The organism is Lentzea sokolovensis (assembly GCF_033949975.1).
Lineage (GTDB): Bacteria > Actinomycetota > Actinomycetes > Mycobacteriales > Pseudonocardiaceae > Lentzea > Lentzea sokolovensis.
The window spans coordinates 427,911-446,898 of record NZ_JAXAVU010000008.1 but is presented as its reverse complement, the minus strand read 5'-3'; the positions used below and the strand labels follow the sequence as shown (position 1 = coordinate 446,898).

Sequence of the window (18,988 nt, the reverse complement as noted above, 5' to 3'; positions counted from 1 at the left end):
CACGGGAGTGGCGACTTAGGGGTGACTGAAATTCAGGACGCGGACACACCGGCGACCGAGGCAGGCCAGGCAGGGCAGGCCCAGTCCAGCGTGTCCACGGTTCACCGGCTTCGATCGGTTCTCGCCATCAGGCCGTTCCGGCGGCTCTGGCTCGTCACCTACCTGTGCAGCGTTGGTGACTGGCTGTCACTGCTCGCGTTGACCGGTCTGGTCTCCGAGATGATGAAGAGCTACCAGTGGCAGTCGTTCGCGCTGTCACTGGTCGTGCTGACCCAGCTGCTGCCGGGCATCCTGTTCGCGCCCATCGGTGGCGTGCTCGCGGACAAGTTCGACCGCCGCAAGGTGATGGTCGTCTGCGACATCCTGCGCGGGTCGCTGTTCATCTCGATCGCGCTGATCGGCTCCCCGATCTGGCTCTTCGTGGCGAACTTCCTGGTCGGCTGCTGCGCGATGCTGTGGATCCCGGCCAAGGAGTCGGCGGTCCCGAACCTGCTGCGCCGCCCCGACCAGGTGGAGTCGGCGAACCAGCTCGGCCTGGTGATGACCTACGGCATCTCCACGATCAGCGGTTTCGGCCTGTACTCGCTGATCGCGGGCATCCCCGCGTACCTGAACCTGCAGGGCGGGAACCTCGAGTTCAACATCGCGACGATCGCGGTGGTGATCAACGGCCTGCTCTACTTCACCTCGGCGATCCTGGTCGCGACCCGCCTGCCGGAGCTGTCCGGCCGCGTCTCGTCGACTCGCAAGAAGGACGACGAGGACAAGCCCGGTTTCGTCGCGATGTTCCGCGAGGGCCTCAAGTTCGCCGCCGCGACCCCGCTGGTCCGCGGTCTGGTCATCGGCATGATCGGCGCGTTCGCCGCGGCCGGTGTCGTGATCGCGACGGCGAAGCTCTACGCGCAGTCGCTGCTGGGCGGCGCCTCGACGTTCGGCCTGCTGTTCGTGGCCGTGTTCATCGGGCTCGCCGTGGGCATGGCGACCGCGCCCAGGCTGGCCCAGCGCCTCGCCTACAACCGCCTGTTCGGCGTCACGATCGTTCTCGCCGGCATCGCGCTGTCGCTGGTCGCGCTGGCTCCGCACCTGTGGATCGCGCTGCTGACGGTGGCGCTGGTCGGCGCGTGCGCGGGCGTGGCGTTCCTGACGGGTCTCACGATCGTCGGCTCGCAGGTCGAGGACGACATGCGCGGCCGCACGGTCGCGCTGATCCAGTCGTTGCTCAAGATCGTGCTGTTCGGCGCCTCGGCCGGTGGTCCGCTGCTGGTCGCGTTGCTGCAGAAGCGCCAGATCAGCGTGTTCGGCCACCCGATGGAGGTCGACGCGACCCGGCCGGTGATGCTCGGCGGTGCCGCGATCGCGATCGTCCTGGGCCTCGTCGCGTACCGGCAGATGGACGACCGCCGTGAGGAACCGGTGCTGTCGTCGCTGTTCGCGGCAATTCGCGGCCGCCGTCCCACCAAGGGCATGCTGATCGCGGTCGAGGGCGACACCCGCGAGGACACGTCGGTGCAGGCCCGCCGCCTGGCCGCCGCGATGCGGGCCGAGGGCCTGGAAGTGCTGCTGGCCGCCGACCCCGAACACGACGAGCGCCGGCTGCGCTCGATGCTGTCGTCCGCCGAACTGGCAGGCGTGCGCGCGCAAGCCCTCGTAGCCGCCGCCGTCCGCGCGGACGTCGTCGAACGGCAGGTGCGCCCCGCACTGGACAGCGGCTCCATCGTGGTGATGGAGCGCTACGTCGACTCACCGCTCGCGCACTTCAGCGCGACCAGTTCGTTGGAACACCAGGAGCTCGAAGGCCTGGTCGACTGGGCCACCGGCCGGTTGCGCCCGGACCTGACCATCCTGCTCGACCGCCCGGTCACCGACGGCAAGGGCATCGGCCCGGAACACCACTGGCGCGTGCAGAGGCTGCTCAGCGAGATGGCCGCCGCCGCCCCGGACCGCTACGTGGTGGTCGAGGCCGTGGGCGACGTCGACGACGTGGCGGACCGAGTCCGTTCCGCGGTGATCCCGTTGCTGGCGGGGCGCAAGCGCCCGGTCCCGCAAGCCGCGGTCTGACCCCTCGCTGGAAGACTGCACCCATGAGCGTGTGGGACGAGGTGGTCGGCCAGCCCGACGCGGTGGCGATGCTGTCCACGTCCGCGGAAGCCGCGGCCACGATCGTCGCGGGCGGCACCCCCGCGCCCGGCGTGATGACCCACGCCTGGCTCTTCACCGGCCCTCCGGGGTCCGGCCCCACCTCCGCCGCGCGTGCCTTCGCCGGCGCGCTGCAGTGCCTGGTGACGGACGATCGGCCCGGATGCGGCGAGTGCTCTGGTTGCCGCACCACGTTGCACGGCACGCACGCAGACGTTCGTGTCGTGGCGCCGGAAGGACTGTCGATCTCCGTCGCCGAGATGCGGTCGCTGGTGCAGATCTCCGCTCGCCGGCCCACCTCCGGGCGGTGGCAGGTGGTGATCATCGAGGACGCGGACCGGCTGACCGAGGGCGCGGCCAACGCACTGCTGAAGGCTGTCGAAGAACCGCCGGAGCGCACGGTGTTCCTGCTGTGCGCGCCTTCCGATCACCCGGACGACGTGTCGGTGACCATTCGCTCCCGGTGCCGGCTGGTGTCCCTGGGGTCGCCACGGCCCGCCGCCATCGCTTCGGCCTTGGAGACCGTGGACGGGATCTCGCTGGAGATGGCGCAGTGGGCGGCCTCGGTCTGCGGCGGGAACGTGGCCAGGGCCCGGCGGCTGGCCGCTGACGAGCAGTCGCGTTCCCGGCGTGAGGCCGTGCTGCGGATCCCGTTGGCGTTGCGGAAACCCGCCGACGTCTTCACCTGTGCCGACGAGCTGATCAAGGCCGCCGAGGACGACGCGTCCACCGCCAACGAGTCGCGCAACGAGACCGAGCGGGAGGCGCTGGAGACCGCCATGGGCGCCGGCGGCACCGGCAAGGGGACCGCTGCTGCTTCTCGCGGGGCCAAGGGTGCGTTGAAGGACCTGGAGAAGCGGCAGAAATCACGGGCCACCCGGACGCAGCGCGACTCCCTGGACATGGCCCTGGTCGACCTGGCCGGGTTCTACCGGGACGCGCTGGTGGTCAAGACCGGCTCCGAGGCCGCGTTGATGCACCCGGACCGGTCCGGGGACTCGCGGACCGCCGCCGCCCAGTGGTCGTCGGAGTCGATCCTGCGGCGGCTCGAAGCCGTGCTGGCGTGCCGGGAAGCCATCGAGGTCAACGTGAAGCCGCGGATCGCCATCGAGGCGATGGTGACGACGCTGCACCGGGGGTGAGGCCTTGGACTTCCGCGTGACGGTCACCGAGGAGACGGCTGCCCGGCTCCGGCCGGAGCTCGCCCGGCTGATCGTCGAGTTCCGCGCGATGGCACGGATGCTCGTCGGCGCGCTGCCGAACCCGGATCTGATCGACGACGTCTGGGTGGAGATCGAGGTCGGTGGCCAGACGTGGTGGATCCACTGGCACGACCCGCACTACCGCTGCGAGAGCGACACCGGCGTGGTCGTGGAGGCACAGATCTACTACCCGGACCAGATCGATCCGGCCTTCCTGCTGGAGTACGCACGGACCGCCGGTGGGCACGACGCCGTGGTGACGGCGTGCCCGCGCGGGTTCCACGACATCGCCCGGCTGCTCGACCTCGTACCCGACCTGGTCTCAGAGCCACCCGAGCGCGGCTGACACCTCGTCCGCCGCCCGCAGCACCCGCGGCCCGAGCGCGATCAGCTCCGGCAGCGAGTGCTCCATCGCCAGCGAGGACGCCGAAAGCCCGCCGACGACCGTGCCCGCGTGATCACGGATCGCGGCGCCCACGCAGCGGACCCCCACCTCGTTCTCCTCGTCGTCCAGCGCGAACCGCGAGCGGCGCACCCGCGTCAGCTGCGACTTCAGGCGAGGGGACGAGGTGATCGTGCGCGGTGTCCGGCCTGGCAGGCCGGTTCTGGAGATGTAGGCGTCCAGTTCGGACGTGGAGAGCGCGGCCAGCACCGCCTTGCCGATGGCGGTGCCGTGGGCCGGGAGCGACATGCCCAGGCGGGACGCCATCCGGTACGGCTTGTCGGCCTCGATCTTGTCCACGTAGACCAGCTCGTCGCCGAACAGCACGGCCAGGTGCACGGTGCAGCGCGTTGACTCCTGCAACGCGCGCAGCGACGGCCGTGCCCGCTCCGCCGTGTCGATCGGGCGGAGGACCTTGCCCGCCAGGGCGAGAACCCTGGGCCCGGTCAGGTAACCGTCCGAGGCCGGGGTCGCGAAGCCGCGGTCCACCATCGCCTGCAGCAGGCGGTGGACCGTCGACTTCGGCAGGCCGGTCACCCGCGCGATGTCCGTGATGCGCGAGTGGTCGGCCAGGGCCTCCAGCACGGCGAGCGTTTTTTCGACGGCGGTATCGGTCATCTCGCCAGCCAGCCCCCATCCACGACCAGTACGTGTCCGGTCACATAATCGGACGCGGCGGACGAGAGGAACACCGCCGGGCCCACCAGATCTCGCGGTGTGCCCCAGCGGCCTGCCGGGATTCGCTCACGGATCGCGGGTTCGCGGTCGGGATCGGCGCGCAGGGGAGCGGTGTTGTTCGTCTCGATGTAGCCAGGGGCGATGGCGTTGACCTGCACGTTCGACGCCGCCCACTCGTTCGCGAGCAGCTTGGTCATGCCGACCAGAGCGTGCTTCGAGGCGGTGTAGGCCGAGACGAGGATTCCGCCCTGAAACGACAGCAGGGACGCGATGTTCACGACCTTGCCGCCGCCGTTGGCGATCATCTGACGGCCGCAGAGCTTCGAGATCTCGAACGCCGAGTCGAGGTTGACCGCCATGATCCGCTGCCAGTCCGACAGCGAGACGTCGACGGCGGCGCCTCGGTGGATGGTGCCGGCGTTGTTCACGAGGACGTCGACGCGGTGTTCGGCGAGGACCGGTGCCAGCGCGGGCTCGACCGACTCCGGCTTCGAGAGGTCCACCGAGACCGTGGCCAGGGCCGGGGCCACGCCGGAGAGGTCGCCGCGACCGACGAGGATCAGCTGGGCGCCCGCGTCGTGCAGGCCGCGGGCGATGGCCCGGCCGATGCCCGTGCGAGCGCCGGTCACCAGTGCCGTCTTGCCTTCGAGGGAGAAGCTCACCGCAGCTCCGTCACGGCGACCGGGTCCATGTCGTCGTAGGCCTGGTTCTCGCCGCCCATGGCCCAGACGAACGTGTACGAGTGCGTTCCTGCTCCACTGTGGACGGACCACGACGGCGAGATGACGGCTTCTTCGTTGCGCACCAAGATGTTCCGCGTGTTCTGCGGCTCGCCGCACAGGTGCACGACTCGGTGCTCCTCTGGCAGGTCGAAGTAGAGGTAGCACTCGGTGCGACGGTCGTGGGTGTGCGGCGGCATCGTGTTCCAGACGCTGCCCGGCGCCAGCGAGGTCACGCCGAGCACCAGTTGCGACGAGCGGATGCCGTCGGCGTGCACGAACTTGCGGATCTCGCGGACGTTCGCGGTGCTCTGGTCGCCCAGCTTCAGCACGTCGACCTCGTCGAAGCGGGCCACGGCGGTGGGGAACGAGGCGTGCGACGGCGTGGAGAAGAGGTAGAAGCGGGTGTTCTCGTCGGTGGCGTGGAACTCGACGTCGACGGCGCCCTGGCCGACGTAAAGGCAGTCGCGCGTACCGAGTTCGTGTTCGGTTCCATCCACGGTAACCGTCCCGGTCCCGCGGATCGCGAGCACGGCCAGTTCGCGTCGTTCCAGGAAGTGCTGGGAACGAAGAGGGGAAGCGCTTTCCAACTTGAGTGATTCACCAGGTGACGGGCTCGCGCCGCCGAGGACGATGCGGTCCTCGTGCGTGTAGACGGTCCGGATCTCGCCCGGTACGAAGAGGTCGTCGACGAGGTAGTGCTGCCGCAGCCCGTCCGTGTCGAAGCCCGGCAACTGCGCCGGATGGGTCGAGTGCCTGATCTGCATCTGTGGATGCCTTCCGGTCGAGGCGGCGGAGTGACACCATGTCCGCCGACCATGGAACTACGTTCCGCACAACGGAACAAGCCCACCGTCTCCCCGCCGCCGCAGACGTGTTCAGGCATGTGAAAGCCGGCCTTGGTGTACCAGCAGAACCCGAATCCGACGGGCTCTCTGTTCCTGTTAAGCGGCCTTCAGGTCACCGCCGCACAACAACTCGGCGCGTCCCCGTTCCTGTTCGGCGCCTCGAACAGGAACGGTGGCGTGATGGCGAAGATGATCTCGCCGCAGAACCTCGCCATCGGGACGGCCGCCGCGGGTGGTGTGTCGCTACTAGCTCGACCTGCGCCGGGCGGGCAGCGCGGCGAAGATCACCACACCGGCGAGCAGCAGTGCCGTGCCGGTCCAGAACAGCGGGATCGAGTTGTACGCGGCGTTCGTGTAGGCCAGCGGCGGCGCCCCCTTGGGTGGGGCCACCGGCGCGCCGGGCTGTTGTGGCACGGTCGTCTGCGGTGGCTGCGAGGTCCCGCAGATCACGCCACCCTGCGGCGCCGCGGCCCGCACGATCTGCTCGCCCAGCGAGATCTGCGCGAGCGCCGTCGGCAGGTTCGGCAGCTTCAACTTGTCCGTCGGCAGCACCTGCACGTCGAGCATCCTCGCGGTCGCTCCGAGCTGGAACCCGCTGAACCCGTTGCCGGTGAAGGCCGCCTTCTTCTCGTTGAGCCCGGCGATCTGCAGCTTGATCACGACCAGGTCCAGCAGCAACGGGATGTCGAGGGTCGGGTGCGCGGCGTCGAGAGTGCCGAGCTCCTTGCCGTTCTGACTGACCTTCAGCACCGGCGCGGTGTACGTGATCGTCGAGGTCTTCTCGTCCCCGGTCGCCGTGGCCGTGAGCGTCGGCGGGGTCGCGACGTCGATCTTGATGCCGCCCGCCAGTTCGACACTGACCGCCCGCATCGTCGACGTCGACTCGACCGCCTTGTTCTTGCTGCCCGGCAGGTCGACGAGCTTGACCACCGAGCTGGCCTCGAACGCGTCCGGAATGCTGATCAGGCTGGTCTTCACCGGCAACGGCACCTCGGCCGGCAACGCGCTCAGCACTTCGAGCCCCGCCAGCGACGTCTTCGCGGTGGCAAGCGGACTGACGCACGGCCCGACCTTCTCGTCCCACCGGGCGTGCACGCTGCCGTTGAGCAGCTTGAGCTTCGCGAGCGGCGTCTCCGGAATCGGCAGTCCCCCGTTCGTCGGCTGCGGGTTGTCCGGAATCGCCGTCTGCACGAGCGTCCCCGGCGACTGCGGCGAGCGCCCGGCCACCGCGAAGCCGAACGGATTGGCCTGCGTCACCACCCGCTCGGTGCTCAGGAACGCCTCGGTGTTGACCTGCGCACTCGCGAGCCCCAGCCCGAACTCGGTCACCGACTGCTTCGGCAACTGCTCACCCAGCCCGGGCAGGATCGTGTTCGTCGGCACCCCCTGCGGCCCGAGCCGGACCACGCTCAGCCCGGTCCCGGCATCCCCGACGGCATGTGCAAGCGGTTGCGGCCCGTTCGGCGCCGACGCCGGCGGCTGGTTCGGATCGCGCGGTCCCGGCACCGGAGTGGTCGGAGGCTGCGCGAGCGCGGGAGCCGCGATCAACGCGAGCAGCAACCCGGCCAGCGGCACGGACAACGAACGGCGCATGAACCACTCCTCGACGGTGGGGAGGTGGTGACGTCAGTCACGGTCCGTACAACGAAGCCGACCCCCGTGAGTAACGCGCTTGCGGGTCGGTTATAGTTATCGCGTCTCGCCGCCTTAGCTCAGTCGGCCAGAGCAGCTCACTCGTAATGAGCAGGTCATCGGTTCGATTCCGATAGGCGGCTCGGTGAGATAAGACCCAGGTCAGGCTTCCTGACCTGGGTCTTTCTTTATGTCGAGGTCCGCGCCCGGCGCAGTTCAGCGAACCAGTTCGCGACCGGGCGCCGGTAACCACGAGGCAGGTTGAGCGCGCTGACCTCGTGCTCGGTGAACAGCCCGATCTCTTTGTGCTCGTGCGACAGAACGGGCTCGTCGTCGCTCTCCAGCAGACATCCGTACGTCACGATGAACACGTTCTTCCTGGCCACCTCGATGTAGTACATCCACGAGTCGAGGATCGGCCCGACGCTCACCTTCCACCGGGTCTCCTCGGTGATCTCACGGGTGAGGCACTGCTCGGGCGTCTCGCCGGCCTCGATGCGGCCACCGGGCAGTTCCCACTCGTCACGCTCGTTCTTCAGCAGCAGCACCCTGCCGTCGCGGATCACCACACCCTTGATCGAGACGGGGTACTCGGGGTTCATCTGGCGTCCTCACCGCTCGGGTCAACCGCACGTCGTGAGTGCGCTCTCCAGAGCCGAACGTTCCGCCGCCGCCACGCTCAGCCCGTAAGCGGCCTTCACCGTCACGTAAATCCGCCCGTACGAACACGCGTACGCGGCGTTGGGCGGCATCCACTTGTCGGGCGTCTTGTCGCTCTTCGACTGGTTGACCTTGCCCGAGACCGCCACGAGGTTGCGCAGGTCGTTGGCCGCGGCCAGGCGCTGCTCGGGGGCCCAGGCCGAGGCGCCGCTGCGCCACATCTCCGCCAGGGGCACCACGTGGTCGATCTGGATCTTCGAGGTGCCGCTGATCCGCGTGCCCGTGTACGGGTCGTCGAGGTTGCCGGACTGGACGCCGCAACGGCCCGGTTTGCGCTCCACTTCGGTCAGGTCGCGGGCCAGGACCTGGCTGCGCTGGTCGCAGCCGTCGCCGTCGGTGTCGAACCAGGGCTGGCCGAACACGCACGCCTTGCCGTCGTCGCAGTCGCGCACGTACCCGTCGAGCCTGCCCGGTACGGCCACGGGCAGGGCCGCCAGCGACGTGCGCGCTGTGGCGGCGTCGAGGGTGCCCGTCGGGACCCGGTCCACCTGCGGTCCGGAGGAGGACGACAGGGGAATGGCGGAACAGCCGGTCAGCAGGATGATCAGCAACAGCCACCGCATGGGTAGGGCATACCCGCTACAAAAGCAGGTGATGGCCGCTCAACGGCGTAACTCCTGGGGGACGGATGTCGGAAGCCGACGCGATTGCCGACCGGCTCTTCGGTGTGATTCTCGACCGCTATCCGCTCGACGCCAGCCTGATGGGCTTCGACGTCGACCACGAGTCGCTCACCGACCACGGCGAGGAGGCGGGGGAGCGGTATCGGGCGCGGCTCCTGGCCGTCCGCGAGGACGCGTTGAAGATCGAGCCCGCGACGACGTCCGACCGCATCACGCTGGGGATCGTGCTGCACGAGTTGCGCACGCAGTCCGAGGTCATCGGCTCCCGGCAGATCGAGTTCGGGATCAGCGCCAACATCCGCACGGTCGTCCCCGGCACGTTGGCCAATCTGTCGCGTTCGCCGGTCGACACGCCGGAACGACGGCAGGGCCACCTGCAGCGGTTGAGGGGGCTCGACGGGTTCTTCGCGACGGTGATCGCGCGGCACCGGGCCGGGTTCGCGGACGGTCTGACGCCGGTGGCACACCTGGTGGAACAGGCGATCTCGCTGCTGGACGGGCATCTGGCGAACCTCGGCGCGTTCGACCTGGTGGAGGGCGCCGAAGTCGACGAGGTGGTGCGACCGGCGATTCAGGGGTACCGCGACTTCCTGCGGCAGGAAGCCCTTCCACTGGGGCGCGACGTCGGCCACGCCGGGTTGTGCTGGCTGCAGAACGACGCCTACGGCCAGGCGATTCGCGCGCACACGACCGAGGACCTCGACCCGGAACACCTGCACGCCACCGGCATCAGGCTGATCGAGGAGCTCAAGCCGGAGTTCGCGCGGTACGGCGGTGACGGCGTGTTCGAGCGCATCCGCCACGATCCCGCGTTCCGCCACACCGACGCCGACGAGATGCTCCGCGCCGCCCGCGCGGCCGTCGAGAAGGCCGAAGCCGCTGCTCCGCGCTGGTTCCGCACGGTGCCGGACGCGACGTGCGTGATCAAAGCGGCGCCGCCGGGCGTGCCCGCGCACGTGCCGCCGAGCTACTTCCCGGCCGCGGAGGACGGCAGCCGGCCCGGCACGTACTTCGTCAACACCAAGGACCCGCGGAACCGGCTCAGGATCACGGACGAGGCCACGGCGTACCACGAGGCCGTGCCGGGACATCACTTCGAGCACTCGAAGGCCGCGCTGCTGAAGGACCTTCCTGTTCTCAGGCGCAAGGCTCCGATCAGCGTGTTCAGCGAGGGCTGGGCCCTGTACTGCGAACGGCTCGCCGACGAGATGGGCCTCTACAGCGACGACGAGGCCAGGCTCGGCATGCTCACGATGGACGCCATGCGCGCGGGCCGGCTCGTCGTCGACACCGGCCTGCACGCCCTGGGGTGGAGCCGTCGGCAGGCCGTCAGCTTCCTCGTCGAGAACACGCCGATGGGGCTCGCGCGGATCGAGTCCGAGGTGGACCGCTGTCTCGGCGAACCCGGCCAGGCGCTCGCGTACGCGGTGGGGCGCCTCAAGTTCCAGGAACTGCGCGCCACCGCGGAACGAGCGCTAGGGACGGCGTTCGACGTCCGCGACTTCCACGAGGCCGTCCTGCGCCACGGCAGGCTCACCCTCGCGCTCGTCGACGAGGTCGTGACCGCGTGGATCGCCGAGCACTGACCGCATCCGTTCGACGTCGAGCATGCCTTCCCAGCGGGACACCACGAACGTCGCCACGCAGTTGCCCAGCAGGTTCGTGAACACCCTCATGGAGTCCATGATCCGGTCGGCGCCCAGCAGCAACGCCACCGCCGCGGCGGGGATCGAGCCGACCGCGGCGACGGTGGCGGACAGGGCCAGGAACGCCGAACCCGGCACGCCCGCCATGCCCTTCGAGGTCAGCACGAGCACCAGCACGATCGTCAGCTGGTCGCCGAGGTCGAGCGGGATGTTCAGCGCCTGCGCCAGGAACAGCGTCGCCAGCGACAGGTAGATCGAGGCGCCGTCGAGGTTGAACGAGTATCCGGTCGGCAGCACCAGGCCGACGGACGTGGGTGCGCAGCCCGCGCGTTGCAGCTTCGCCATCATCCGCGGCAGCACGGCTTCCGACGACGCCGTGCCGAGCGCCAGAAGGAACTCCTCCTTGGTGTAGCGCAGGAACAACAGGAGGTTGACCCGCGCGAACACCCACGCGATGATGCCGAGCAGCGTGCAGAACAGCAGGGCCGCGCCGTAGGACGCCAGGATCAGCCACAGGTACGTGCGCAGCGACCCCAGGCCGTACTGCCCGACCAGGAACGCCATCGCGCCGAACGCTCCGAGCGGCGCCAGTTTCATGATGTAGCCCAGCACCGCGAAGAACGCCAGGTTGATGCGCTCCAACAGGTCCACGACCGGTGTGCCGCGTTCGCCGAGCTGGGCGAGCGCGCAGCCGAACAGCACCGCGAACAGCAGCACCTGGAGCAACGCGTTGCGCGCCAGCGCGTCCACCACACTGGAAGGGATGAGGTCGAGCAGGAACTGGACGACGCCCGGGAGGTGGCCGCCCTGCGTCTTCGCCTCGACGGCGGAGGCGTCCAATGTGGACGGATCGACGTTCATGCCGTCGCCGGGACGCACGACGTTGCCGACGAGCAGGCCGAACGCGAGTGCGGCAGTCGACACGACCTCGAAGTAGATCAGCGCCTTCAGCCCGATCCGGCCGACCGCGCGCAGGTCCCCGACCTTCGCGATGCCCGTCGCCACCACGCAGAAGATCAGCGGCGCGATCACCATCTTGATCAGCTTGATGAAGCCGTCGCCGATCGGCTTCAGGTCGGCGCCGAACGAGCGGAAGAAGTGACCGACCAGCACACCGGCGACCACGGCCACGAGGAGCTGCAGGAAGAGCGACCGACTTTTCACCTGATGGAAGCTAAATCTCATTTATGAGCAATGGAGTGCTTTGCTGTTACGCCTGCGCTACCCCATGGATGACAGACTGCCGCGCATGAAAACCGCCGCGGCGGTGGCCGCCCTGCTCCTGCTGGTCACCTCCTGCTCGGACGAGCCGGACCTGCCACCACGGGAGATGCCGCCCGCCGGCGGGCAGCTCGACTACCAGCTCGGTGGCGCCTACCAGCCGGACGTGCCGGTCAAGATCGTCGTGCGGGACCGCAGCAAGATCATCGACGGCCGGCGCTACAACATCTGCTACCTCAACGCCCTGCAGACCCAGCCGAACAAGGCGGAGGGCGGGCTGGACTGGTGGCAGAAGAACCACGCCGACCTGCTCGTGAAGAAGCCGGACGGCGAGGTCGCGATCGATCCGGAGTGGCAGGAGGGCATCCTCGACATCTCCTCCGGCGACAAGCGGACCAAGATCCTGGAGATCCAGAAGAAGTGGATCAAGGACTGCAAGACGTCCATGTTCAAGGGCGTCGAGCCGGACAACCTCGACTCCTACACACGCGCCGAGGGGGCGTTCGATCTCAACGCCACCAAGGAGTTCATGAAGGCGTTCGTCAAATACGCGCATGAACAGGGCCTTGCCGTCGCGCAGAAGAACACCGCAGAACTGGGCAGCGCGGGCAAGAAGGAGATCGGCTTCGACTTCGCCATCACCGAGGACTGCCAGGCGCGCGACGAATGCGGCTCCTACGCGGAGGCGTTCGGCAACGACTTCTTCCAGATCGAGTACACCGACGAGGGGTTCAAGAAGTCCTGCGCCGATCGCGGCGGACGGGTGTCGGTGATCCGCCGCGACCGGAACGTCGTGCCGTACGGGCACGAGGACTACGTCTACGAGGTCTGCCCGCCCACGGTCTGAGTCAGGAAGGCCTGCCACTTCTCGGCCTGCCCGGTCGCGTCACCGAAGAGGTGGTGACCGAAGGCGCTGGTGCCGTGGAACCGGTAGATGCCCTCCGGGCCGCGCACACCGACGAAGTTGTGCAGGTCGTGGTGGACGACGTAGTCCACGACGCCGTTGATGCCGAACGGCTTCAGGGTGACCTCGTCGCCGACCTGCGCGTCCTGCGGGATGCCGAGGGCGTTGAGCAGCACCGGCCAGTTGTCGGCGCCCTCCGGCTGCTCCGGCCACTGGGCGAACACGTAGGTGCCCGGCCTGCCCGCGAAGTGCTTGACGTACTCGGCCATCGTGAACAGGTACATGTCCCAGCCCTTCGACTGCTGGTCGACGAACTCGTCGCCCCAGCCGTCGGCGAGGATGCCGGTGTGCACGAACCGCAGCACCGTCGTGCCCTGGTCGCGGCCCTCGATCAGGTACTCCATCGCGTGGAACGTGCCGTCCTCGCCCTTGTCGCTCTCGTAGGCGAGGCGCTTGCCCGGTTCCCATGAGGTGATCGTCGAGGACTCCTGGAAGAACCCCAGGTCGAGCGTCATGCGGCCGCCCACGCGACCGTCGACCGTGTGCGGGCCCATGAACCACGAGTCGATGCCCGGCCCGGTCGCGATGGCGTCCCAGACCTGCTCCGGGGTCCCGTCGACCTCGATCTCCTTGCTGATCTCGAACTCGTGGGTCACGACTCTTCCTCCTTGGACGCGTTGGCGTTCACGCTCGGATGCAGGGCGACGACGACTCGGTGCGGACGCCCTCCTTCTGCCTGTTCGTCGTGGTACTTGGCGACCAGCTGGGTCATGAAGCCGGCGAGCTCCTCGGCGAAGGCCGCACGGTCCGTCGCCGTGGCGAACCGGACCTCACCGTCCAGCGCGAAGGTCGCGAGCCGCTTCTTCGCCTTGGCCGACCCCGTGATCAACGTGCCGACGTCGCGCACCAGCCTCGCCGCGACCGCCAGCAGCCACCGCGCGGACAACCGGTCGGGCGACCGCGCCGGGTCGGGTTGCACGGCCGCGAGCGCCGTGGGGGAGATGACGTAGGACGCGGCGGTCGCCTGCATGAGGCGTTCGTTCACGTTGCCCTTGCGCCGTTCCTCGACGAGCTCCACCAGGCCGTGCTGCTCCAGCGTGCGCAGGTGGTAGTTCACCTTCTGCCTGGGCAGCCCGACCTTCGCGGCGAGCATCGTCGCCGATCCGGGCTCCACCAGCTCCGCGAGCAGTCGCGCCCGCACCGGGTCCAGCGACACCTCGGCCGCCGAAGGATCCTCGATCACCGCCACTTCGAACATGGCGTCAGCGTCACACCGAAAACAAAATTAGTCAAGAACTGAGTTGCTGTCGGTAACTTTGCTCCACCTGGGTGGCGTTCGAGCCGGTACCGTAAGCGGCGTCTCGATTGGTCGTTGCTTGTTCGCAACCCCTGAGGAGACGACATGATGATGATGCTGGCCCTGACCCTGCTGGCACTCCCGTTCGCCCTGACCGCAGCCAACGTCGGCAGACGCAGGTGGATCCGCAAGAGGGGCGTCGCCAGAGTGCGCGCCGAGCTCGGCGGTTTCCACGCCGAGCTGGCACGACAGGGGCTCAGTCATTTCTCGGGACGCTGAGCCGGATCCTTCTGGAGCACGTCTCCCGAAGGAGAGATCCTGGTGACGACGTCGCCGTAGCGCGCCAGCAGCGCGTCCGTGACGGTCTCGGGAGAGCCCAGCACGCAGAACTCGGCCAGCACCTCGTCCGTGATCAGCTCGCTCATCTCCGCCCACTGCTGCCGCCGTGACATGCGGTGCAGCTCCTCGTGCAGCGCGCCCCAGCCGTGCAGCTCCAGCACCGGCCGGTACGCGGGCGTCGACCCGTAGAACGCGATCTGCCGCTTGACGTCCGCGACCTCCTCGTCGTTCGTCGCGGCGAACACCGGGCCGCTGATCTCGAAGCCCTCCAACGTCTTCCCGGCCTTCGCACGGCCGCGTTCCAGCGCCGGCAGCGTCACCTCGCGCAGGTACCGCTCAGTCGTGAAGTTGTGGCACAGGAAGCCGTCCGCGACCTCGCCCGCCACCTCGGTCATCAGCCCGCCGACACCGGCGAGGTAGATCGGCGCGGTGCCGTGAGGGTTCGGGCCGGGATCGAAGAACGGCGTCATCAGCGTGTGCTTGTAGAACTCGCCGCGGAACGCCAGCCGTTCGCCGGTCTCCCAGGCGTGCCAGATCGCGCGGATCGCCAGCACGAACTCGCGCATACGTGCGGCCGGCTTGCTCCACGGCATCGAGAAGCGCTTGGTGATGTGGGCCTCGACCTGCGAGCCCAGGCCGAGGTTGAAGCGGCCCTCCGACAGCAGCCGCAGGTCGTTCGCCGTGGTGGCGACGGTCATCGGGTTGCGCGCGAACGCCACCGCGATCGCCGTGCCGAGCTCGATCCGCTCGGTCGCCGCGGCGGCACCGGCCAGCGCGAGGAACGGGTCGTGCTTGGTCTCGGCGAGCCAGAACCCGTCGTAGCCCCGGTCCTCCGCCCGCTTCGCGATCGCCCCGGCCTCGCCTGGGGTGTAGTCGACGGCACTGCTGTCCAGCTTCATGCCGCTGAGGCTATTGGGTCACCGGTATCCGTACCGGGACTCGCAGGCGACGCCGTTGCGGTTGTCGTCGAGCTCGACGCGGTAGCCCGGCTGGCCCCAGTAGAGCGGCGCCTTGCCGGCCCGGCGCACGTCGTCGCAGCTCGCGTAGAAGACGGGCTTCGGCGTGGTCGTGGTGACCGGCGGCTTCGGCTTGGGGGTGGTCGTCGTGGGCGGCGGCGGAGGAGGCGGAGCCGACGAGGTCTCCAGGGCGTCCTTGCCGCCGCACGGCGTTCCCCACAGACCCATCGGAACGCGCTGCGCGGCGCCCTCGGCTTCCTTCTGCACGGGCGTCGGGGTGCCCGCGATGCGGCCGGCGCCGTTGCCCAGCGCGAGCAACGCGTAGTCCGTGCCGTCGGCGAGAGTCAACGCGCCGGTGGTCTTGTCGTAGCGCACCTGTTGGTTGAGCAGCATCGCCTTGGCGAAGCCGGCGGCGGCCTCAGCCCAGCACGGTCCTGGCTGGGCGAGGCCTGTGACCTCGGCCTTCGATCCGTCGGAGAGCATCACGGCACGGCCGTCGACGATCGACGCCACGCTGATGCCCAGCTGGGCGGGCGCGACCGTGGCCGACGACGCGGTCACCGGCGTGTCCTCCGCCGGTTTCTCCACGGCGACAGGCCTCGACTGCTGTACCTGCGCCGCGCATCCCGCGGTGAGCGCGACCAGCAAGACCCCGCCCACAGTTCTCCACCCCGACATAACTCCAGATAGTGCCCTCGGAACGGAGAGTGGCCAAGGTTACGTATTTCGACCGGAACGGTTCACCGCAGTTTCGAACTGAAATACGGAGATGCCCAGTTCAGCGTGCGGGCTTCAGCGTCCAGACGACGGTCATCTCGCCGGTGGTCACGCCCTCGGCGTTGGTGATCGTGATCGTGACGGGGAATTCGGGCCGCGTACCGGACTCCAGCTCGGCCAGAACCTCGTCCGCGGAACGCCCGAGAACGGCCTCGGCGCGCAGCACGCCCATCGCGATCTTCTTGTAGGAGATGTCGGCGCGGACCGCGAGCGGCGTGGCCTTGCCGAGGTGCGCGGCGAACGCGGCCATCACGACGGCGCCGGACGCGGACTCGCCCAGGCCGAACATCATCGCGGCGTGCGGGCCGCCGATGTGGTTGTGCAGCTCCGGGGTGTCCGGCAGCGACGCGACGATGCGGCTGGCGGAGACCTCCTCGAACTCGATGCCCGTGGTCTTCACATAGGGCACGGCCTGCTTCATGGCATCTGCGACGAACGACACGTCTTGGCTCATGAGAGGCATGCTACCGGCGAGTAACCCATGCGGCTACCCGTCGGTAACAACTACTCGCCGCGTCCGTACCACTCCACTGTGGAGTGAGACTCGGAACTCACTTGCGTTTCGGTGGACCGAGATGGATGCTTGTACTGAGCAACTAGTTGGGTGCTACAAGCAACGAGGTGTCAGATGGTCGATCCGGGCAGGTGCTTCGGCGCCGGCATCGATCCGGAGCACGAGCTCGCGGACCGAGTCGGGATGGCGATGGTGCGCATGAACAAGATGCACGCCCAGGTCGCCCATCAGATGGCCAAGCAGGGCATGGACAAGTCCGCCTTCGTGCTCCTCGCGACGCTCTCCGGTCTCGGAGAGTGCCGCTCGAGTGCGCTCGCGGAGGCGGTGCTCTCCGACCCGTCCACGGTCAGCCGGCAGGTCGCCGGGCTGGTGAAGGACGGGCTCGTCGAGAGGCGTGCTGATCCGGCGGACGGACGGGCCAGCGTTCTCGCGGTCACCGAAGCGGGCCGCGAGCTGATCCGGAACCGACGCCGGCAGCGCAACGAGGCGATTCAGCAGGTGTTCGCGGACTGGGCCGATGAGGACCTCAAGGGCTTCGCGGACCTGTTCGAACGCTTCGTCCAGGACTACGAGCGCACGATTCCGGCGCTTTTGACCGAACGCGGGACGGGGACCCGCGCAGGAGGGGAAGTCTAGAAATGTCAACCACGACCGATGCGACACCCACGCCAGGGGTCTCCCTGACGCATCGCCAGATCATGACGATCCTGTCCGGCCTGCTGCTGGGCATGTTCCTCGCGGCGCTGGACCAGATGATCGTCGCCAGCGCCATGAAGACCATCGCGGACCAGCTGCACGGACAGACGTTGCAGGCGTGGGCGACCACCGCCTACCTGATCACCGCGACCATCACGACCCCGTTGTACGGCAAGCTGTCGGACATCTACGGGCGCAAGCCGATGTACCTCGCGGCGATCTCGCTGTTCCTCGTGGGCTCACTGCTCTCGGGCATCGCGACGTCGATGTACGAGCTCGCCGCGTTCCGCGCTGTGCAGGGCCTCGGCGCCGGCGGTCTGATGTCGCTCGCGTTCGCGATCATGGCCGACATCATCTCGCCGCGTGAGCGCAGCAAGTACTCCGCCTACTTCATGGCCGTCTTCGGTTCGGCCAGCGTGCTCGGACCGGTCATCGGCGGCGTGTTCGCCGGTCTCAGCTCGTTCCTCGGTGTCACCGGATGGCGCTGGGTGTTCCTCGTGAACGTGCCGATCGCGCTGCTCGCGCTGTTCGTCGTCGCCCGCGTGCTGAACATCCCGCACCAGCGGGTCAACCACCGCATCGACTTCGGTGGCGCCATCGCGCTGACCGTCGGCCTGGTGCCGCTGCTGATCGTGGCCGAACAGGGCCGTGAGTGGGGCTGGGCGTCGACGACGTCGATCGCCATGTACGTGATCGGTGTGCTCGGCCTGGTGGCGTTCGTGTGGGTCGAGAACCGCATGGGCGACGAGGCGATGCTGCCGATGCGGATGTTCCGCAACCACACGTTCTCGCTGGGCAACGCGATCAACTTCGTGCTCGGCATCGGCATGTTCGGCGGCATGGTCTCCATCCCGCTGTACCTGCAGATCGTCAAGGGCGTCACGCCGACCACGGCCGGTCTGATGCTGCTGCCGATGACGTTCGGCATCATGTCGGCCACCGCGATCGCCGGCAAGGTCACGTCGAAGACCGGGCGCTACAAGGTGTTCCCGATCATCGGCGCCGGTCTGATGGCGGTCGCGCTGTTCCTGCTCAGCACCATCGGCACGGACACGCCGAGCTGGCTGGTCATGGCCTTCATGTTCATCATGGGCGCCGGCCTCGGCCAGTGCATGCAGACGCTGCTGCTGGCGATCCAGAACGACGCCGAGCCGCGTGACATGGGCGTGGCGACCGCTTCGGCGACGTTCTTCCGCCAGATCGGTGGCACCGTCGGCACCGCGGTGTTCCTGTCGATCCTGTTCACCACGGTCGGCGACAAGATCGCGGAAGGCCTGAAGGCCGCGGCGCAGACCGACGCGTTCAAGATCGCTCTGGGGCAGAACCCGGAGTTCGCGAAGATGCTGCAGGGCGGTGGCGGATCCGGTGTGGACATCAACAACACCGAGTTCCTCAACGGCCTCGACCCGGTGCTGGCGAAGCCGTTCCTCGACGGGTTCTCCAGCGCGATCGACACGGTCTTCCTGACCGGCGGCATCGTGATGATCGCGGCGTTCGTCCTCGTGTGGTTCCTGCGCGAGAAGCCGCTGTCGACCAGGTCCGGCCTGGAGCGCGTGGCGGACGCGGAGTCCATCGCGGTCTGAGTTCCGCACAGGCGACAAAAAAGAGGGGCCGCTCCAGGCGGCCCCTCTTTCGTCG

General features: G+C 68.4%; 20 protein-coding genes, 1 tRNA gene and 1 pseudogene. 10 read left to right on the top strand and 12 right to left on the bottom strand.

Annotated features, from left to right (window positions below; translation table 11 throughout):
- Positions 1 to 21: 21 nt before the first annotated feature.
- The 3 genes from SK854_RS16745 to SK854_RS16735 are packed head-to-tail and all read left to right on the top strand — an operon-like array spanning position 22 to position 3,684.
- Positions 22 to 2,058: a bifunctional MFS transporter/dTMP kinase gene (locus SK854_RS16745; RefSeq protein ID WP_406601783.1), complete on the top strand. Its 2,037-nt coding sequence runs from the start codon at positions 22 to 24 to the stop codon at positions 2,056 to 2,058.
- Between the two features lie 23 nt (positions 2,059 to 2,081).
- Positions 2,082 to 3,278 carry a DNA polymerase III subunit delta' gene (locus tag SK854_RS16740; protein ID WP_319976016.1) on the top strand — a complete coding sequence of 399 codons (1,197 nt, stop codon included), beginning with the start codon at positions 2,082 to 2,084 and terminating at the stop codon, positions 3,276 to 3,278.
- Positions 3,279 to 3,282: 4 nt separating this feature from the next.
- The gene (locus SK854_RS16735; RefSeq protein WP_319976015.1) at positions 3,283 to 3,684 is read left to right on the top strand and encodes a hypothetical protein; all 402 of its coding nucleotides are present in this window, start codon (positions 3,283 to 3,285) and stop codon (positions 3,682 to 3,684) included.
- On the opposite strand, the gene SK854_RS16730 is transcribed toward SK854_RS16735, so the two are convergent.
- Genes SK854_RS16730 through kduI form a run of 3 tightly spaced genes read right to left on the bottom strand, consistent with a single transcriptional unit; the run spans position 3,661 to position 5,944 of the window.
- A complete protein-coding gene (locus tag SK854_RS16730) occupies positions 3,661 to 4,398 on the bottom strand; it encodes an IclR family transcriptional regulator (protein ID WP_319976014.1) in 738 nt (245 codons plus the stop codon). The two genes, SK854_RS16735 and SK854_RS16730, sit on opposite strands and share 24 nt — an antisense overlap.
- Complete coding sequence (locus SK854_RS16725) at positions 4,395 to 5,120, bottom strand: SDR family oxidoreductase (protein WP_319976013.1); 726 nt, start codon at positions 5,118 to 5,120, stop codon at positions 4,395 to 4,397. Before SK854_RS16725 ends, SK854_RS16730 begins: the two co-directional genes overlap by 4 nt.
- A complete protein-coding gene (gene kduI / locus SK854_RS16720; RefSeq protein ID WP_319976012.1) occupies positions 5,117 to 5,944 on the bottom strand; it encodes a 5-dehydro-4-deoxy-D-glucuronate isomerase in 828 nt (275 codons plus the stop codon). The genes SK854_RS16725 and kduI overlap by 4 nt, the downstream gene beginning before the upstream one ends.
- A gap of 135 nt (positions 5,945 to 6,079) precedes the next feature.
- Here kduI and SK854_RS16715 point away from each other — a divergent pair.
- Positions 6,080 to 6,247 (top strand): annotated as a pseudogene (locus SK854_RS16715) (L-lactate permease); the annotation flags it as partial.
- 24 nt (positions 6,248 to 6,271) lie between these two features.
- On the opposite strand, the gene SK854_RS16710 reads toward SK854_RS16715, so the two are convergent.
- Entirely contained in the window at positions 6,272 to 7,618 is a 1,347-nt protein-coding gene (locus SK854_RS16710) for a hypothetical protein (protein WP_319976011.1), read from the bottom strand.
- Between the two features lie 108 nt (positions 7,619 to 7,726).
- On the opposite strand from SK854_RS16710, the gene SK854_RS16705 reads away from it, so the two are divergent.
- Positions 7,727 to 7,800, top strand: a tRNA-Thr gene (locus SK854_RS16705).
- 45 nt (positions 7,801 to 7,845) lie between these two features.
- On the opposite strand, the gene SK854_RS16700 is transcribed toward SK854_RS16705, so the two are convergent.
- Together SK854_RS16700 and SK854_RS16695 are read right to left on the bottom strand one after the other, a co-directional pair.
- On the bottom strand, positions 7,846 to 8,259 hold the full coding sequence (locus tag SK854_RS16700; RefSeq protein ID WP_319976010.1) for an NUDIX hydrolase: 414 nt from the start codon (positions 8,257 to 8,259) through the stop codon (positions 7,846 to 7,848).
- A gap of 21 nt (positions 8,260 to 8,280) precedes the next feature.
- A complete protein-coding gene (locus tag SK854_RS16695; RefSeq protein WP_319976009.1) occupies positions 8,281 to 8,940 on the bottom strand; it encodes an HNH endonuclease family protein in 660 nt (219 codons plus the stop codon).
- 65 nt (positions 8,941 to 9,005) lie between these two features.
- On the opposite strand from SK854_RS16695, the gene SK854_RS16690 reads away from it, so the two are divergent.
- Positions 9,006 to 10,586 carry a DUF885 domain-containing protein gene (locus tag SK854_RS16690; RefSeq protein WP_319976008.1) on the top strand — a complete coding sequence of 527 codons (1,581 nt, stop codon included), beginning with the start codon at positions 9,006 to 9,008 and terminating at the stop codon, positions 10,584 to 10,586.
- Here the strand turns inward: SK854_RS16690 and dctA are convergent.
- Positions 10,476 to 11,810, bottom strand: coding sequence for a C4-dicarboxylate transporter DctA (dctA, locus tag SK854_RS16685; RefSeq protein ID WP_319976007.1), 1,335 nt, complete (start codon positions 11,808 to 11,810; stop codon positions 10,476 to 10,478). The genes SK854_RS16690 and dctA overlap by 111 nt on opposite strands.
- 85 nt (positions 11,811 to 11,895) lie before the next feature.
- On the opposite strand from dctA, the gene SK854_RS16680 reads away from it, so the two are divergent.
- Positions 11,896 to 12,714 (top strand): endo alpha-1,4 polygalactosaminidase, encoded by an 819-nt coding sequence (locus SK854_RS16680; RefSeq protein WP_319976006.1) that lies wholly within the window; start codon positions 11,896 to 11,898, stop codon positions 12,712 to 12,714.
- Here SK854_RS16680 and SK854_RS16675 read toward each other — a convergent pair.
- Together SK854_RS16675 and SK854_RS16670 are read right to left on the bottom strand one after the other, a co-directional pair.
- Positions 12,687 to 13,427 carry an SRPBCC family protein gene (locus tag SK854_RS16675; RefSeq protein ID WP_319976005.1) on the bottom strand — a complete coding sequence of 247 codons (741 nt, stop codon included), beginning with the start codon at positions 13,425 to 13,427 and terminating at the stop codon, positions 12,687 to 12,689. The two genes, SK854_RS16680 and SK854_RS16675, sit on opposite strands and share 28 nt — an antisense overlap.
- A complete protein-coding gene (locus tag SK854_RS16670; protein WP_319976004.1) occupies positions 13,424 to 14,029 on the bottom strand; it encodes an ArsR/SmtB family transcription factor in 606 nt (201 codons plus the stop codon). The genes SK854_RS16675 and SK854_RS16670 overlap by 4 nt, the downstream gene beginning before the upstream one ends.
- Positions 14,030 to 14,173: 144 nt before the next feature.
- Between SK854_RS16670 and SK854_RS16665 the strand changes: the two genes are divergently transcribed.
- A complete protein-coding gene (locus SK854_RS16665; protein ID WP_319976003.1) occupies positions 14,174 to 14,347 on the top strand; it encodes a hypothetical protein in 174 nt (57 codons plus the stop codon).
- Here the strand turns inward: SK854_RS16665 and SK854_RS16660 are convergent.
- The 3 genes from SK854_RS16660 to SK854_RS16650 all read right to left on the bottom strand — a co-directional run bounded on the left by SK854_RS16660 (position 14,329) and on the right by SK854_RS16650 (position 16,594).
- Entirely contained in the window at positions 14,329 to 15,306 is a 978-nt protein-coding gene (locus SK854_RS16660) for a TIGR03617 family F420-dependent LLM class oxidoreductase (RefSeq protein ID WP_319976002.1), read from the bottom strand. The genes SK854_RS16665 and SK854_RS16660 overlap by 19 nt on opposite strands.
- Positions 15,307 to 15,324: 18 nt before the next feature.
- Positions 15,325 to 16,023 (bottom strand): excalibur calcium-binding domain-containing protein, encoded by a 699-nt coding sequence (locus tag SK854_RS16655; protein WP_319976001.1) that lies wholly within the window; start codon positions 16,021 to 16,023, stop codon positions 15,325 to 15,327.
- Positions 16,024 to 16,141: 118 nt separating this feature from the next.
- Positions 16,142 to 16,594, bottom strand: a complete 453-nt coding sequence (locus SK854_RS16650; RefSeq protein ID WP_319976000.1) for a DUF4442 domain-containing protein — start codon at positions 16,592 to 16,594, stop codon at positions 16,142 to 16,144.
- Between the two features lie 174 nt (positions 16,595 to 16,768).
- On the opposite strand from SK854_RS16650, the gene SK854_RS16645 reads away from it, so the two are divergent.
- Together SK854_RS16645 and SK854_RS16640 are read left to right on the top strand one after the other, a co-directional pair.
- Positions 16,769 to 17,290, top strand: coding sequence for a MarR family winged helix-turn-helix transcriptional regulator (locus SK854_RS16645; protein WP_319975999.1), 522 nt, complete (start codon positions 16,769 to 16,771; stop codon positions 17,288 to 17,290).
- 2 nt (positions 17,291 to 17,292) lie between these two features.
- Positions 17,293 to 18,933 (top strand): MDR family MFS transporter, encoded by a 1,641-nt coding sequence (locus tag SK854_RS16640; protein WP_319975998.1) that lies wholly within the window; start codon positions 17,293 to 17,295, stop codon positions 18,931 to 18,933.
- The last annotated feature ends 55 nt before the right edge of the window (positions 18,934 to 18,988 follow it).